General features: G+C 67.2%; 14 protein-coding genes and 1 riboswitch. Of the genes, 3 read left to right on the forward strand and 11 right to left on the reverse strand.

Annotation, left to right across the window (positions count from 1 at the left end; translation table 11 throughout):
• Nucleotides 1–15: 15 nt before the first annotated feature.
• The 3 genes from SK854_RS28990 to SK854_RS29000 all read right to left on the reverse strand — a co-directional run bounded on the left by SK854_RS28990 (nt 16) and on the right by SK854_RS29000 (nt 2,894).
• On the reverse strand, nt 16–957 hold the full coding sequence (locus tag SK854_RS28990) for an MBL fold metallo-hydrolase (RefSeq protein WP_319978292.1): 942 nt from the start codon (nt 955–957) through the stop codon (nt 16–18).
• A gap of 27 nt (nt 958–984) precedes the next feature.
• A complete protein-coding gene (locus SK854_RS28995) occupies nt 985–1,413 on the reverse strand; it encodes a CBS domain-containing protein (protein WP_319978293.1) in 429 nt (142 codons plus the stop codon).
• Between the two features lie 518 nt (nt 1,414–1,931).
• The gene (locus tag SK854_RS29000) at nt 1,932–2,894 is read right to left on the reverse strand and encodes a DUF6923 family protein (protein WP_319978294.1); all 963 of its coding nucleotides are present in this window, start codon (nt 2,892–2,894) and stop codon (nt 1,932–1,934) included.
• Nucleotides 2,895–3,209: 315 nt separating this feature from the next.
• Between SK854_RS29000 and SK854_RS29005 the strand changes: the two genes are divergently transcribed.
• Complete coding sequence (locus tag SK854_RS29005) at nt 3,210–3,968, forward strand: bestrophin-like domain (RefSeq protein WP_319978295.1); 759 nt, start codon at nt 3,210–3,212, stop codon at nt 3,966–3,968.
• On the opposite strand, the gene SK854_RS29010 is transcribed toward SK854_RS29005, so the two are convergent.
• The 5 genes from SK854_RS29010 to SK854_RS29030 all read right to left on the reverse strand — a co-directional run bounded on the left by SK854_RS29010 (nt 3,965) and on the right by SK854_RS29030 (nt 9,769).
• Nucleotides 3,965–4,621, reverse strand: coding sequence for an EcsC family protein (locus tag SK854_RS29010; protein WP_319978296.1), 657 nt, complete (start codon nt 4,619–4,621; stop codon nt 3,965–3,967). The two genes, SK854_RS29005 and SK854_RS29010, sit on opposite strands and share 4 nt — an antisense overlap.
• Before the next feature lie 10 nt (nt 4,622–4,631).
• Nucleotides 4,632–5,459 carry a bifunctional 5,10-methylenetetrahydrofolate dehydrogenase/5,10-methenyltetrahydrofolate cyclohydrolase gene (locus SK854_RS29015; RefSeq protein WP_319978676.1) on the reverse strand — a complete coding sequence of 276 codons (828 nt, stop codon included), beginning with the start codon at nt 5,457–5,459 and terminating at the stop codon, nt 4,632–4,634.
• A 23-nt stretch (nt 5,460–5,482) separates the two neighbouring features.
• Nucleotides 5,483–5,569, reverse strand: a riboswitch (ZMP/ZTP riboswitch).
• The gene (locus SK854_RS29020; RefSeq protein ID WP_319978297.1) at nt 5,556–8,045 is read right to left on the reverse strand and encodes a PEP/pyruvate-binding domain-containing protein; all 2,490 of its coding nucleotides are present in this window, start codon (nt 8,043–8,045) and stop codon (nt 5,556–5,558) included. It overlaps the preceding riboswitch by 14 nt.
• Before the next feature lie 87 nt (nt 8,046–8,132).
• On the reverse strand, nt 8,133–9,029 hold the full coding sequence (locus SK854_RS29025) for an ADP-ribosylglycohydrolase family protein (RefSeq protein WP_319978298.1): 897 nt from the start codon (nt 9,027–9,029) through the stop codon (nt 8,133–8,135).
• 188 nt (nt 9,030–9,217) lie between these two features.
• Nucleotides 9,218–9,769, reverse strand: a complete 552-nt coding sequence (locus SK854_RS29030) for a hypothetical protein (RefSeq protein WP_319978299.1) — start codon at nt 9,767–9,769, stop codon at nt 9,218–9,220.
• A 60-nt stretch (nt 9,770–9,829) separates the two neighbouring features.
• On the opposite strand from SK854_RS29030, the gene SK854_RS29035 reads away from it, so the two are divergent.
• Both SK854_RS29035 and SK854_RS29040 read left to right on the forward strand, forming a co-directional pair.
• Complete coding sequence (locus tag SK854_RS29035) at nt 9,830–10,390, forward strand: HNH endonuclease (RefSeq protein WP_319978300.1); 561 nt, start codon at nt 9,830–9,832, stop codon at nt 10,388–10,390.
• A 207-nt stretch (nt 10,391–10,597) separates the two neighbouring features.
• Nucleotides 10,598–10,843 (forward strand): hypothetical protein, encoded by a 246-nt coding sequence (locus SK854_RS29040; RefSeq protein WP_319978301.1) that lies wholly within the window; start codon nt 10,598–10,600, stop codon nt 10,841–10,843.
• Between the two features lie 58 nt (nt 10,844–10,901).
• Here SK854_RS29040 and SK854_RS29045 read toward each other — a convergent pair whose 3' ends face one another.
• The 3 genes from SK854_RS29045 to SK854_RS29055 all read right to left on the reverse strand — a co-directional run bounded on the left by SK854_RS29045 (nt 10,902) and on the right by SK854_RS29055 (nt 14,811).
• Nucleotides 10,902–13,730, reverse strand: a complete 2,829-nt coding sequence (locus tag SK854_RS29045) for a vitamin B12-dependent ribonucleotide reductase (protein WP_319978302.1) — start codon at nt 13,728–13,730, stop codon at nt 10,902–10,904.
• Between the two features lie 65 nt (nt 13,731–13,795).
• Complete coding sequence (nrdR, locus tag SK854_RS29050; protein WP_030464916.1) at nt 13,796–14,266, reverse strand: transcriptional regulator NrdR; 471 nt, start codon at nt 14,264–14,266, stop codon at nt 13,796–13,798.
• Between the two features lie 272 nt (nt 14,267–14,538).
• Nucleotides 14,539–14,811, reverse strand: a complete 273-nt coding sequence (locus SK854_RS29055; RefSeq protein ID WP_319978303.1) for a hypothetical protein — start codon at nt 14,809–14,811, stop codon at nt 14,539–14,541.
• Nucleotides 14,812–14,880: the final 69 nt, after the last annotated feature.

The raw sequence follows: 14,880 nt of genomic DNA on the forward strand, positions 1-14,880 counted from the left end.
ATATATTGGTTGGAGCTAGGCGTGGCAGGCGATGGGGCCGCCGTGGAGTTCCATCATGTCCATCCAGACACGAGGGAGTTCGAGGCGTTCGGAGAGGGGCTTGCCGTCCAGTTCGTGGTAGGCGCGGTGGAGGTTGCCGACCAGGCGCTCGGACTCCTGCCACGACGAGAAGCGCGACTCCCCTGCCTCTTGGACGACCTCCATCGGGGTCTTGGCGGCGGCGTGGCCGGACGTCGCGAGTTCTGAGAGATAGGTCGTGTAGGCGACCAGGTCGTCCAGGACGCGGTTGATCTCGGGGCCTCGCAGTAGCGGACCGTGACCGGGGACGACCACCGCGGCGTCGAACGAGCGCAGGAACTCGAGTGCGGACAGGTAGCCGTGGATGCTGCCCTCGGCGAGGAAAGGCTGGCCGCCCGCGAAGACCAGGTCGCCGGTGAACAGGACGCGCTCGGCGGGCAGCCACACGACGGTGTCGCCGCGAGTGTGCGCCGGGCCGGGGTGGTGCAGTTCGACCACACGCGTACCCAGGTGCAGGGTCAGGGACGTGGCGTAGGTGAGCGACGGCGGGCGGACCTCGAGGTGGCCGTAGTCCGGGCCGGTCAGGACCTGCGCGGCGATCAGACCGGCGGCGAGCACCTCTTCGCGGCACGCCTCGTGGCCGACGATCACGGTGGACGGTGGCATCAGCCAGTTGCCGAAGGTGTGGTCGCCGTGGTGGTGGGTGTTGATCACGTAGCGGGGTTCGGCGGGGCACACCGACGCCACCGAGGCGAGCAACGCGCGGTTGCGTGCCTCGGTGGACGTGGTGTCCACGAGCAGCAGCGTGTCGTCGGAGCCGACGACGACGCCGGTGTTGTTGATCATCCAGGACCCGTCGGGCTGGATGTAGGCGTGGACTCCTGGTGCGACCTCCACCAGTTCTGGGACGAGTCCGGGCCGGCCAGGAGAAGGTTTCACCCGATCCAGCGTAGTGAGTGGCTCGGGTCAGCCCTGGGCGATGTAGGCCTGCAGCTGGTCCTGCGACTGTTCGAGCTGCCCGATCCGGCTCTTCACCACGTCGCCGATGCTGACGATCCCGACCAGTTGCCCGTCGGACAGCACGGGCACGTGCCGGAAGCGCCGCTCGGTCATCACGACCGTGAGGCTGTCCACCGTGTCCGACGGCGAACAGGTGAAGACGTCGGCGGTCATGATCGCCGACACAGGAGAAGACAGCAGGTCAATTCCCACTTCGTGCAGTCGGCGCACCACGTCGCGCTCCGACACGATCCCCGCCACGCCGGAAGAACCGACGACGACGATCGCGCCGATGTTGTGTTCGGCGAGCGCTCTGAGCAGTTCGGACACCGGAACGTCCGGGTCGATTGTGGCGACGGCTGTTCCCTTGGCCCGCAAAACGTCAGCGATCCTCATCTGGCGCCTCCGATCCTGTCGGTCCGGTAGCAACTCAGGCTAGATCGGATCCGGACAGAACGGGAGATCGAACCCACGAAGAGAGCAGGGGACGCGCTCGTTCGACCGCGTCCCCTGCTGGTGTCGCGCCTGGTTCGGCGTCGGCTACGCGGTTCCTCCGCGGCGACGGGTCGCGAACTGGCGCGGCTGGACCAATGGGGCACGCAGCTGTGGCTGCTGAAAGTGCGCGTTCTGGTCCTGCTTGCCCCGCTTCTGCGCACGACGCGCAGCACGGTTGCCCGGCTCGGGCTGGGGTGGGGTGGTGTCAGGCATGCGAAAGCCTCCTCGCGAAGAGGGCGTGCAAAGGGCACGGCGAAAAACAGCCGTGAGAGATGGACCCGCTCATGGGTCACCAGAGGCGTGCGACGACGAGGTCGCGAGGGCAGCGTCAAGAGCGCTGCGGGGCTTCATCAGATGAGGCGCATGTCCGCAACGTTAGCGACGCCGTCGTCGCACGCCAACCGAATTAATCCGGAGATCTAGCCTCGTGCGCGAGCGGCTGCCGCTCCGGCGCCGAACATCACGAGGATGACGGTCACCACCGCCCACTTGCGGGACTTGGTCAGCGGAGTGGTCTCGGGATCGGCCGCGAGTTCCTGGCGGGGCTCGGTCCTCTGACGCGCGGCGCGGACCGGTACCGGTTGCGGCGCAAGGGAAGACGGCGTGGTCGTGGCGACCGGCGGCGGCCGCACAATCGGCACGGCCACCGGGGCCTGAGCAGGAGGAACACCAGGGGCGGGAGGCGCAGGGGGCAACGGCACCTCGGGGCGCGGGGCGGGAGGTTCGACGCGGGGCGGCATCGGGTTCGGCAGGCAGCCCGCCGCGTCGATCAGGCTCATCTGCGGACCTGTCGAGAGCTCTGCCGCCGTGGTGCCCGTGACGCGATAGAGGCGGCTGTAACCGTTGTAGCCGTTGTTGATCGCGTAGACGGTGCCGGCGGCGTCGATCAGCACGGCGCCGTAGGTGGACTTGCCGGGCAGACCGGCGATCTCCGTCCTGCTCTGGACGCGCCCGGACACCGGATCGAACGACACGACCTCGCCCGGTCCCCGGCCCGCGGCCGACACCCCGGTCAGCTTGCCGGTCGCCGGGTCGGCGGTGAAGTCGTCGAGTGTGAGAGCGGGCCAGTCCAGCACGACGGTCCGCACGATCTTGAGGTACGACGGGCTGGCCGGGTCGATGTCGATGGCGTGCAGCCGGGCGGTGTCACGCACGTAGAACGTGGTGCCGACGACCGCTCCCGCCGACACGTCGTCGGTGCGGAACCAGTGCGCGTCAACAGGTCCGAGGTCGTTGACCACGCCCTTGGTGTCGATCAGCACGACGTGCGAGGGGTTCTTCCACCAGTGATGTCCCTTGGACGTGAGACCGACCAGACGGCCCAGCGTCGCCGAGTACCCCAGTGCGTTCAGCGCGTAGTCCAGGCGGGCTACTTCTGTCACCCCACCGGATGAGACGTCCACTTTCGTGAACGTCGAGAAGTCTCCACGATGGGATGAACGGACTTGATAAGCGTCACAGTTCGGGAGTGCGGCTTGAGCAACGGCGCTGGTGAACGGCGCGGAAAGCATCAACAGGGACGAGACACCACCCAGTGCGAGCATATTCCGCCGCCACCGGAATGGAGTAGCCCAATACGACAACCGGGTATCACTGCTGTTGCCGCGCATTCCCACCTGACCATTACTCGTTAACCAGACCGTGCTGTACCGGTCACAGTAGACCGTGGTCTAATCCCACACCAGAAAGGAGCCGAATTGAGCATTTACCTCAGCGGCACGCTCTGGGTTCTCGGTGCCGCCGTCATCTCCGCCGTTCTCGTCGTCATCACCCGCCGGTTCGGCTCGGAGGAAGTGGGCGAGAAGAACCTCGGCGCGGGCGGATCGGTGTTCAGCATCGTCGCCGGCCTGCACGCGGTGCTGGCCGCCTTCATCCTGATCTCCCTGTTCGACGCGGCCAACGGCGCGGAGGAACAGGTGCAGAAGGAGGCCAACTCCCTCGTCGCCGTCAACTGGGCCTCGGACTCGCTGCCCGAGCCGGCCAAGACCAAGGTCGACGACCTGATCCGCGACTACGTGTCGACCGTCGTCCGCGACGAATGGCCCCGCATGCGCGACGGCGAGACCGTCGACAACGAGGGCTGGACCAGGTTGAACCAGATCAGGGACACGATCGCGGCGGCGGCGCCGGACGGCGACTGGCAGCAGGACCGCAAGGCCGAGGCGGCGAACCAGCTGTGGGAGGTCTACCAGGCCAGGCAGGAACGCCTGGACGCGGCGGACAACGGCGTCAACCCGGTCGTGTGGCTCGCGCTGCTGATCGGCACCGGTCTCTCGCTGCTGTTCCCGTACCTGTTCCGCGGGCCGACCCTGACCTCACAGCTGCTGATCACCATCACGCTGACCTCTACGCTGGTGCTGCTGCTGTTCGCGATCCACCAGCTGCAGAATCCGTTCAGCGGTGGTGTGCTCATCCCGTCGGACGCGTTCAGCTCCGCACTGGACCGGCTGAGCTAGCGCGAATCGGACTTTCCGTCGGCTTCCTCGATCTGCACGGACAGCACCTCGCCGTCGATGACCTTCGGCAATGCGTCCGTCTGAGCGAAGTAGCGATTTGCGAATGCGCCGACCGCTCTGGTAGAGGCGGCGTCGATGCCCCCACCGATCACGCCGCCCAGCACCGGAACACCCTTCGCCGCGACGGTGCCGAGTTTCTTCGTACCGTATTTTGTGATGAGCGCCGACGCGGCCTTCTTGGTGAACTGCTTGATGCCGACCTTTTTGAACAGTTCGGTTCCGGCGTTGCCGAGCAGGCACAGCAGGATGGCCATCTGCACCTCATCGCTGTCCACGTCGTGGCCGCGCAACGACGCGATGGACGCGATGAGGTGCGTCTGGATGACGTAAGTGGCCGCGATGTTGGACGGCAGCGACACGGGAAGCGTGATCAGGCCGCCGAGGTTCGTGACGAAGCCCTGGGCACCCGCCAGCGCGACGTGCGTGCGAATGAGGTGCTTGATCGCATCGACCTCGTCGCCCTTCTTCACGAGCGCGTCGGACGCGGACTCGCGGGCGCTCTTGAACGGACCGAAGCCGTCTACGCCGGCGCGCAGCAGGTAATCGGCGATGCCCTGCTGGACCTTGTTCAGCTCACCCTTGGACTCAGCCACAATCCCGACATTACGCGTTCAGCTGCCGCAGCGAGGCCTCGACGGTCTGTTCCAGCAGAACCGCGATCGTCGTCGGGCCCACGCCTCCGGGCACCGGTGTGATCAGACCCGCGTGGGCAGCGGCCGCGAAGTCGACGTCACCGACGTTGCCCTCGTTGTATCCGGCGTCGATCACGACGGCTCCGGGTTTGATCCAGTCCCCCTGGACGAACCGCGGCTTGCCCACCGCGGCGACCACGATGTCCGCCGTACGCACGATTTCCGCCAGGCCCGCGGTCTTCGAGTGGCAGATCGTGACCGTGGCGTCGCGGGCGAGCAGCAGCATCGCGGCAGGTTTGCCGAGGATCGGACTGCGACCGATCACCACCGCGTGTTTGCTTGCGATCTCCACGTCGTAAGCGTCCAGCAGGCGCATGATCCCGCCGGGCGTGCACGACACGAACTCGTTGTGCCCGAAGGACATCCCGGCGAACGAATGCATCGTGACGCCGTCGACGTCCTTGTGCGGGGCGATCGCCTCGAACGCGGCCCGCTCGTCCACGTGGCCGGGTACCGGGTGCTGCAGCAGGATGCCGTGCACCGCAGGATCGTCCGACAGTTCGCGGATCTTCGCCACCAACTGCTCGGTCGTCGTGCTCTCCGGCAACGCCACGTGGCGGGACTCGAGTCCCGCCTTGTGGCACCGGTTCTGCTTCATGCGCACGTACGTGACGGAGGCCGGGTCGTCGCCGACGATCACGGTGGCCAGGCACGGTTTGCGGCCGGTGAGCAACGTGTACTCGGCGGCCTTCTCGGACGCACGCGCGACGATGGCGCGCGCGAGTTCGGTTCCGGACATCAGCACGGGGCAACCTCCACAGGTGAAATCGCCCAGGCGCGCGGCTTCAGTCAGTCCGGGCCGCTTCCCGGTGGTGCTCCACCTCGATTGCGCCAGTCACGACCCGTCGTCCAGTGTAATGACCGCGCCGGTGCTGCCGTCCACGGTGATCCGCTCCCCGGTCTTGATCCTCGTCACAGCCTCGCGCACGCCCACGACCGCGGGAATGCCGTACTCCCGCGCCACGACCGCGCCGTGCGAGTTCGCGCCGCCCATCTCCATCACCAGGCCGCCCGCCGTCAGGAACAGCGGTGTCCAGCCGGGATCGGTCGACGGCGCCACGAGGATCTCGCCGGGTTCGAGATGGGCGCCGACCGGGTCCATCACGACACGCGCGATGCCGGTGACCGTGCCCGCCGACGCCGGTGTGCCGACGAGATCACCCTCTACGGGCGCACCGTGGTGCACGGCTTCGGGTTCCGTGCCGTCCGACAGCAGCACGCGCGGGATGTGCCTGCGTCGCATCTCGCGGCCGTAGACCTCACGACGCCCGGCCACGAGCGGGCGCAGATCGCCTTGCGGGGAGCGCATCTCCTCGAAGTTCAGGAAGAACACGTCGTCCGCGGTGTCGAGCCGGTCGGCCGCGACGAGCTGGGCGCCGATATCGGTGACGCGCTGCCGCAAAGCGCCGAACAACGTGATGATCAGGTACTTCGGGCACTCCCGCAGGCCGGCGAGCAACCTGGTGCGGCGCAACGCGAAGCGCACGAACCAGCCACGGCCCCAAGCGCGCCTGGCGAGCGTGTCGATCATCGCCTCGGCCTCGGCGGCGCCACGGGCGAAGACCGCGTCCGGGTGGCCCTGGTCTCCTTCCAGGCGCAGGAAGTTCTTCACGACACCGATGACGTGCGCGGGGTCGTCGGACCACCTCGGCAGGCCGAGGTCGATCTCGGCGACGGCGCGGTGACCCCACCGTGCGAGGAACCGGTCGAGCGCAGCGGGGCGTTCGCCGTTCTGGAACTGCCGCAGCGCGACGGGGTCGTGGCGGATCTCCTGTGCCAGGTCCCACATCGCCATGTCCATCTCGGTGGTGATGTTGTTCGGCAGGCCGCGCAGGACGGTCTGCAGCTCCCCCGGCCTGGTCTTCACGACCTTGCCGACCAGGCCGAGCATCGCGAACCCGATCAGCGCGGTGGGCGCGAGCCGGGGCAGCACGGGCACGACGCACTGTTGCAGCGCCTGCTCAATTGAGAGCGCCTTGGACTTTTCCAGGATCTCGCGTTCCAGCAGCAACGCGTTCCGCACGGCCTTCTCGGGGTTCGCCAGCGCCTTCATCGCCGTCACGGGCACGTTGAACCGGCGGCCAAGCCGGAGGACGCGCTTCACCGCGGGCGCCGGCGAGGAGTTCCTGATCGCGAACCTCGGGTCGTCGAACAGGCCGCGCAGCACCTCGGAGGAGCGCGCCTCCATCACGCCGAGCAGCCGCGTGATGAACTCGCGGCCGACCTTGCTCTGCAACGCCTTGGTGGCGTCGAAGAAGATGCGCTCGCCTGCCTCCACATAGGACTTGCTCTTCGGGTCGCCGATCACGATCTCCAAAGCGGACTTGGCGATCTCCCGGAACACCGCGCGCCCCATCGGCGTGATCGGGCGTTCGAGACCCTGCGCGAGGCTGAAGCAGAAGTAGACGTGCGCCTTGCCGTCCGGGTTGTCCGGCAACGGGAACAGCGTCGTGATCGGGCGCGCCTGGGTGAGGTGCAGGTCGCCGTCGTCGTCGATCGCCCACTCGGTGTCCTGCGGCGACCCGTAGTGCTGCTGCACCTTGCGGCCGAGGACGGCGAGCGCGTGGATCTGCCCGTCGGTGAGGCACTGTTCGTCGCTCTCGCCGACCTCGACGTGCTCAGTGCCGCCGCCGGGTAGCGAGCGGATGACGAACTTCTTGTCCCCCAGCCGCTTCTCGACGATCTCGCCTCCGTCGACGACGAAGTGGTCGGGGTTGACCGCACCGGACACCACGGCCTCACCGAGACCAGGACTCGCGTCGATGACGATCTGGTCGCGCGTGCCGGTGACCGGGTTCGCCGTGAACATCACGCCGGACACCGCGGACTGCACCATCCGTTGCACGACAACGGCCAGGTAGGTGGTGGTGTGGTCGATGCCGTTCGTGTCGCGGTAACTGACCGCGCGATCTGTCCACAGTGACGCCCAGCACCGGCGCACGGCGTCGACCACCGCGTCCTCGCCGACGACGTTGAGGAACGTGTCCTGCTGGCCCGCGAAGCTCGCGAACGGCAGGTCCTCGGCCGTGGCGCTGGACCGGACTGCCACTGGTACGTCGTCGCCGAGTTCGCGGTACTCGGCGACGATCGCGTCCCGGATGTCCTGCGGCACAGGGGTTTCCAGCAACGTCCTGCGAGCGTTCTCCGGAGTGGTGCTCGCCAGTTCGTCGGCCTGCGCTACGGCGCGATAGGCGTCCGTGGTGACGCAGAAGCCCTGCGGAACCGGCAGGCCGGCGCTGGTGAGCTCACCGAGGTTCGCGGCCTTGCCGCCGACCGTGGCGAGCATCGAGCCGTCGATGGACTTGAAGTCGATCGTGAGCGCCATGGTCACCCCTCCAGGTTCCGCTGAGGAGGAGGTTACGAGCGTTCGGCCAAAAACTCAACAGGCGATGAATAAATCACTCCGCCGAGATCAAAACTCCTGTTCAGAGCGGCTCACCCAGTCCGGAAGGGGTTCACGTTCCCGTCGCCACTGCTTCGGCGGGCTCGCGACGATGCCGCCGACGATCGCGGCCGTGGTGTCGATGTCACCACCCGCCCTGACACACGTCGTGATAGCGGCGCGGTAGTCGCCGAGGTGGTGGGCCGCGACCCAGAGCGTGAACGGCACGGTGTCCTGCGCCGTCACGCGCGAGCCGTTGCCCAGGACGTACGCGGCCTCCTCGGCGTTGCCGATCTTGCGTGCCTTCTCGATTCCCTTGCGCACGAACGAGTCTTCGAGGTGGTCGAGCACCGTCCCGAGCAGATCACGTGGTGGCGCGCCCGTCAGCCGTGCCTTGGCCGCGACGGCCGACGCGTGCGCCACGGCGAGGCCGCCCATGACGCCCTCCGGATGCTGGTGCGTCACCTCGCTGGCCCGGATCGCTTGCGCCGTAACGACTTGATGGTCGTCGGCGAAGTAGGCACCCAGCGGTGCGATCCGCATCGCGGCGCCGTTGCCGCACGAGCCCTGCCCGTCGAACGCGCTGGAGGCCGCCTCTTTCCACGGCGTGCCCTGGCGAATCTTGCGCAGGATGGTGAACGCCCCCGCGCCGTAACCGCGGTAGGGCTCGCAGCGATCGGCGAACGTCGCCGCGAGCCGGGTTTGGTCGACGTCGCCGTGATCACGAAGCTCGGCGACGAGGTTGCAGGCCATTTCGGTGTCGTCGGTCCACTCCCACGGACCCCGTGGCGGCTTACCAGCCGCGAGGTCGGGCAACGAGCGGCCAACCATGAAGAACTGTGCGCCCAGAGCGTCGCCGACGGAGAGCCCGTCGAGCGAGGCGTATGCGAGGTCCAGGCGCGCACGAGTGTGCAGAACTATGCGCATCACCTGCGATTTTACCGGTTTGACCTGCCCTGGGCACATGGATTTGGAGCTGCGGAAGCTGCGGTGCTTCGTAGCGGTCGCGGAGCATCTACTCGCGCGAGGACCTCGTGCACGTGCCGATCGAGGACATCGCGCTGGCGTGGTCCGCACACCGGCAGACGCCGCTCATCACTGAGTTGCAGAGATGGTCAGCGCGACAGCCCGGCAGGGGTGAAGACGAAGCTGTCGCGGAAGCCACCGTCGCCGCGCCGGGTCGCCATCAGCCGCATCTCCGGCATGAAGTGGAAGAACACCAGCGCCCCCGACCGGTCCGGGTAGCCGAGCGTCTTCGAGTACTTGGGATTCGTGCCGCCCAGCCACAGCGGCGGCTCGCCGTACTCGGCGATCACGTCGTCGAGCAGGCAGTCCCGCTCCCCCAGCACACCGGGGATGCGGCTGTCGGCGTCGAGCGACAGCCAACCCTGCCGGTGCGCGAGATCCGCGTACACCGACGCCATGACGTCCTCGCTGCGATGCCCGAGCGCCTCGTGCACCGCGCCGCTGACCATCGCCGCGTTCGCCGCTCCGCGCTTCACCAGCGCGTCGAGCTCGATCTGCCACCGGTCCGTGCGGTCGTCGGCGAACGCAAGCGCGTCCAGCAGGGTGAGGATCACCGCCTCACCGCCGTACATGCCGGGACGCCGGACAGCGGCGTTGAGCTGACCGAGCAGGTAACGGCGTAAGTCGTCGAACGAAGGCATCTCTCCCCCTTAATGCGAGATGTTCTATCAGTTGCGGGTAGGCGAAACGGAATCGCCTTCATGACCGACAGGGGAGTCAACGACTGGGGAGAGGACCACATGAGCATCAGCAACCGGCAGATCGTCGCGTACTGGGTCGAGCACGAGGTCGATCTCAGCCTCGACTGGAGCACGGCCCACGAACGCTGCTGGCGCTGCGGTTACAGGTCCTCACTGGAGCAACACCTTGTCGTGCCTGCGTCAATGGGCGGCAGTCGCACCACGGACAACGTGGTGCTGCTGTGCGGGCGCTGCGTCAGCGAGTCGCCGAGCCACCTGGATCCGCAGTACCTGTGGCGGTGGCTGCGCGCGACGTCCATGTCGTCCAACGACACGTACTGGACGCTGCGCGGCTGGGAGGAGTTCGAGATCATCTTCGGCCGCAAGCCGCTGGAGTGCTTCAAGGAGGCGGCGGTCGACCACCGCTCGTTGAACGCCGAATGCCGGGCGCTGGCGGCGGACGAGTTCGCGAAGACCGTCTTTCGCTTCGGGGAGGGCCGGCTCAACCCGTCGACGATCGCGTGTGTGATCGCGGAGATCGAGAAGAAGCTGGCGGACCGTCACGGCATCAAGCTGCCGTAACGGGCCGCCGACAGCGGGAGGGCGCGTGCGGCTTTGGCGTTGACTGGAACGAAGCCCACGAGCGCTGCTGGCGCTGCGCTGACAAGTCGCGGCTGGAGAAGTGCCACATCGTGCCCGCGTCACTGGGCGGACCCGACACTGCGGACGACCAACGTCCCGCTCTACGACACCTACTGGACAGTCCGCGGCTTCGAAGAGTTCGAGACCATGTTCGACAGGAAGCCGATCGAGTGCATCCTGGAAGCCGGCGTTGACGGACGTGCCCTGGCTGCTGACTTCGCCGATGCACTTGACGGCGAGTTCGAGAAGGCGATCATCCATTTCGGAGAGGGCCGCCTCAATCCGTCGACGATCGCCTGCGTGATCGCGGAGGCCGAGAGAAAACTGGCCGACCGTCACGGAGTCACACTTCCGGAGGCACAAGCAGTGCGAGCTCGCAAGAGCCTCTTCTGACCGCAGTGATCGTCGCTGCCTGCTGAGGAACAGTTCCCCAGCAGGCAGCGATCACCGATCAGCTGCAGCCGGACGTGCTGCCGCAGCCCTCGCACAGGTAGCAGGAGCCGGCCGGACGCATCTTCGTGCCACAGGTCATGCACAGCGGCGCGTCCGCGGCCTTGCCCAGGTGCAGCTCCAGCAGCTCGGTGGAGCTACCCACGTGCTTCGGCGTCTCGACGGCGGCCTCGACCTGCTTCGGAGCGGCCTCCACCGACCCGCGCAGACCCTCGAGGTCCACGTCGGACGACACGGGGGCGCCGTACTCGCCGGCCACCTGTGTCGAACGCTCGTCGGCGGTGAAGATGCCGAGCTGCGCGCGCTTGTCGTAGGACAGGTAGTCCAGCGCCAGGCGGCGGAACAGGTAGTCCAGCACCGACGTCGCGATGCGCACGTCCGGGTCGTCGGTCATGCCCGCCGGCTCGAAGCGCAGGTTCTGGAACTTCGAGACGTAGAACTCCAGCGGGATGCCGTACTGCAGGCCCACCGAGATGGACATCGAGAACGCGTCCATCACGCCGGCCAGCGTGGAGCCCTGCTTGCCCAGCTTGACGAAGATCTCGCCCAGGCCGTTGTCCGGGTAGGAACCGGCGTGCAGGTAGCCCTCGGCGCCACCGACCGTGAACGACACGGTCTGCGACGGGCGCTTCTTCGGCAGGCGCTTGCGGACCGGGCGGTACTCGACGACCGTTTCCGCGGCCTTGGCCTCCGCGCCCTTGTTCGCGCCCTTGCCCGCCGACAGCGGCTGGCCGACCTTGCAGTTGTCGCGGTAGATCGCGAGCGCCTTCAGGCCGAGCTTCCAGCCCTGGTAGTAGATCTCCTCGACGTCCTCGACCGTGGCGTTCTCCGGCATGTTGACGGTCTTGGAGATCGCGCCGGACAGGAACGGCTGGGTGGCCGCCATCATCCGCACGTGGCCCATGGGCGCGATGGAACGCTCGCCCATGGCGCAGTCGAAGACCTCGTAGTGCTCGCGGCGCAGGCCCGGCGCGTCGACGACGTGGCCGTGCTCGCCGATGAACTCGACGATCGCCTCGACCTGCTCGTCCAGGTAGCCGAGAGCCTTCAGAGCGCGCGGCACCGTCTGGTTGACGATCTGCATCGAGCCGCCGCCGACGAGCTTCTTGAACTTGACCAGGGCCAGGTCCGGCTCGATACCGGTGGTGTCGCAGTCCATCATCAGGCCGATGGTGCCGGTCGGGGCCAGCACGGACGCCTGGGCGTTGCGCCAGCCGTTCTTCGCGCCGATCTCCAGCGACTGCTGCCACGCCTCGGTCGCGACCTTGTGCGTCGCCGAGTCGTTGCCGCCGTAGGTGCGGATCAGGTCGTTGGCGGCGGCGTGCTTGCGCATGACGCGCTGGTGCGCCGTGGCGTTGCGCTTGTAGCCGTCGTACGCGCCGACCATGCCCGCGAGTTCCGCGGAACGGCGGTACGAGACACCGGTCATCAGCGAGGTGATGGTCGCGGCGAGCGCGCGGCCGCCCTCGGAGTCGTACGCGTGGCCGGTGGCCATGAGCAGCGCGCCGAGGTTGGCGTAGCCGATGCCGAGCTGGCGGAACTTGCGGGTGGTGTCCGCGATCGGCTCGGTCGGGAAGTCCGCGAAGCAGATCGAGATGTCCATCGCGGTGATGATCAGCTCGACGGCCTTGGCGAACGTGACGGCGTCGAACTTGCCGTCGTCGCTCAGGAACTTCATCAGGTTCAGCGACGCGAGGTTGCAGCTCGAGTTGTCGAGGTGCATGTACTCCGAGCACGGGTTGGACGCGGTGATGCGGCCCGACTCGGGGCAGGTGTGCCAGTCGTTGATCGTGTCGTCGTACTGGATGCCGGGGTCGGCGCACTCCCACGCGGCCTTCGCGAGCTTGCCGAACAGCTCCTTGGCGTCGACGCGCTCGATGACCTCGCCGGTCTGACGGCCGCGCAGACCGAAGTCGTTGCCGCTCTCGTAAGCGTGCATGAACTCGTCCGACACGCGGATCGAGTTGTTCGCGTTCTGGTACTGCACCGACACGATGTCCGCGCCGCCGAGGTCCATGTCGAACCCGGCGTCCCGCAGCGCGCGGATCTTGTCCTCTTCGCGCGCCTTGGTCTCGATGAACTCCACGACGTCCGGGTGGTCGACGTCGAGGACGACCATCTTGGCCGCGCGGCGGGTGGCGCCACCGGACTTGATGGTGCCCGCGGACGCGTCGGCGCCGCGCATGAACGACACCGGGCCCGACGCGGTGCCGCCGGAGGACAGCAGCTCCTTCGAGGAACGGATGCGCGAGAGGTTCAGGCCGGCACCGGAGCCGCCCTTGAAGATCAGGCCCTCCTCGCGGTACCAGTTGAGGATCGACTCCATGGTGTCGTCGACCGCGAGGATGAAGCACGCGCTGACCTGCTGCGGCGAGCTGGTGCCGACGTTGAACCACACCGGCGAGTTGAAGCTGAACACCTGGTGCAGAAGCATGTAGGTGAGCTCGTGCTCGAAGATCTCGGCGTCCTGCTCGCCCGTGAAGTAGCCGTGCTCCTTGCCGGCGCCCACGTAGGTCTTCACGACGCGGTCGATCAGCTGGCGCAGCGACTGCTCCCGCACCTCGCTGCCGACGGCACCGCGGAAGTACTTGCTGGTGACGATGTTGGTGGCGTTCACCGACCAGAAAGCGGGGAACTCGACACCGCGCTGCTCGAAGTTCACCGAGCCGTCGCGCCAGTTCGTCATGACGACGTCGCGGCGCTCCCACGTGACCTCGTCATAGGGGTGGCGGCCTTCGGTGGTGTAGACGCGCTGAATCTTCAGCGCGGCAGGCTTCGCAGCCGCCCGTGCGGCTGTCTTCTTGGCTGAGCCGCCGACGGTCTCGGTCACGGTGGATCTCCCTCGTGCTGGTGCTTAGAAAAGATGGTTGTCTCACGCGCTCTGGTGCGCGTGGATCACTGCTCGGCCGGTGCTTCCTCGGCTCTCGCAGTGCGAAGATCAAGAATTTCCTTCTCGAAGTCCTCTACGGACGAGAAGGACCTGTAAACGCTCGCGAAGCGCAGATAAGCGACCTCGTCGAGCTCACGCAGGGGGCCGAGAATGGCGAGGCCCACCTCGTGACTGGCGATTTCCGCGCATCCCGTCGACCGGATCGACTCTTCCACCCGCTGGGCGAGTTGCTGGAACGCGTCCTCGTCGACCGGGCGGCCCTGGCACGCCCTGCGCACACCGACGACCACCTTGTCGCGGCTGAAGGGCTCCGTCACGCCGGAGCGCTTGACCACGGCGAGAACCGCTTCTTCGACCGTGGTGAACCTGCGGCTGCAGCTGTTGCAGGAGCGGCGGCGACGGATCACCTGTCCCTCGTCGACCTCACGGGAGTCGACCACCCGCGAGTCCGAATGACGGCAGAACGGACACCGCACGCCACCTCACCCCTTCCCAGCGCAGCACTCACCGCAGCAGCCACACTGGTCGGGTTACCCACAACCTGTGGACTACTTACAACGGTGGAACCACTAGATGTAGGGGTAGAACCTAGATCGCAGCGGACGTCGACGCAACTCGACACGGCGCGTCGCGTGTCACTCTGTTGGAGGAACCGCGAGCGATCAGCGGTGATTACGCAACGACGCCCGCACATGACGGAGAGAACACGTCACGCCGGGCGCCGGAAACACAAGATGTAGGGGCAGGCCTACGGGGTGACCCCCGCCTGCTGTAGATAGAGCACGCCGAGCGCGACCACCGTCAAGGCGCTCAGCACGCCGACCGCGACGAGTTCGAACACCGACTCGCGCTTCGGCCGGACCTCGCACGAGCTCGATTCGCGCGACACCGGCACCGCGACCGGGCGCGGCTTGGTCGCGGGCCTGCGCGGCATGACACGGGGACCCGAACGGAGTGGACGTCCCGCTGCGACGTCCGCGTCTTCAACTACCCGCATCCGCTTCTCGACGAGTACCGCCATCACGACCTCCATCGCAGGTCAACCACCATGATCGAACAGGGGTTCGATCGAACGTCCGTGCGAATTTCT

Origin of the sequence: Lentzea sokolovensis, from assembly GCF_033949975.1 — a bacterium.
Lineage (GTDB): Bacteria > Actinomycetota > Actinomycetes > Mycobacteriales > Pseudonocardiaceae > Lentzea > Lentzea sokolovensis.

Excerpts from the sequence above, each read along its gene's own strand:
- SK854_RS29015 (WP_319978676.1), bottom strand. The coding sequence starts at position 5,459 with ATGTCCGGAACCGAACTCGCGCGCGCCATCGTCGCGCGTGCGTCCGAG.
- SK854_RS29035 (WP_319978300.1), top strand. The coding sequence starts at position 9,830 with ATGACCGACAGGGGAGTCAACGACTGGGGAGAGGACCACATGAGCATC.
- SK854_RS28995 (WP_319978293.1), bottom strand. The coding sequence starts at position 1,413 with ATGAGGATCGCTGACGTTTTGCGGGCCAAGGGAACAGCCGTCGCCACA.
- SK854_RS29025 (WP_319978298.1), bottom strand. The coding sequence starts at position 9,029 with ATGCGCATAGTTCTGCACACTCGTGCGCGCCTGGACCTCGCATACGCC.
- SK854_RS29030 (WP_319978299.1), bottom strand. The coding sequence starts at position 9,769 with ATGCCTTCGTTCGACGACTTACGCCGTTACCTGCTCGGTCAGCTCAAC.
- SK854_RS29055 (WP_319978303.1), bottom strand. The coding sequence starts at position 14,811 with ATGGCGGTACTCGTCGAGAAGCGGATGCGGGTAGTTGAAGACGCGGAC.
- SK854_RS29020 (WP_319978297.1), bottom strand. The coding sequence starts at position 8,045 with ATGGCGCTCACGATCGACTTCAAGTCCATCGACGGCTCGATGCTCGCC.
- SK854_RS29040 (WP_319978301.1), top strand. The coding sequence starts at position 10,598 with ATGTTCGACAGGAAGCCGATCGAGTGCATCCTGGAAGCCGGCGTTGAC.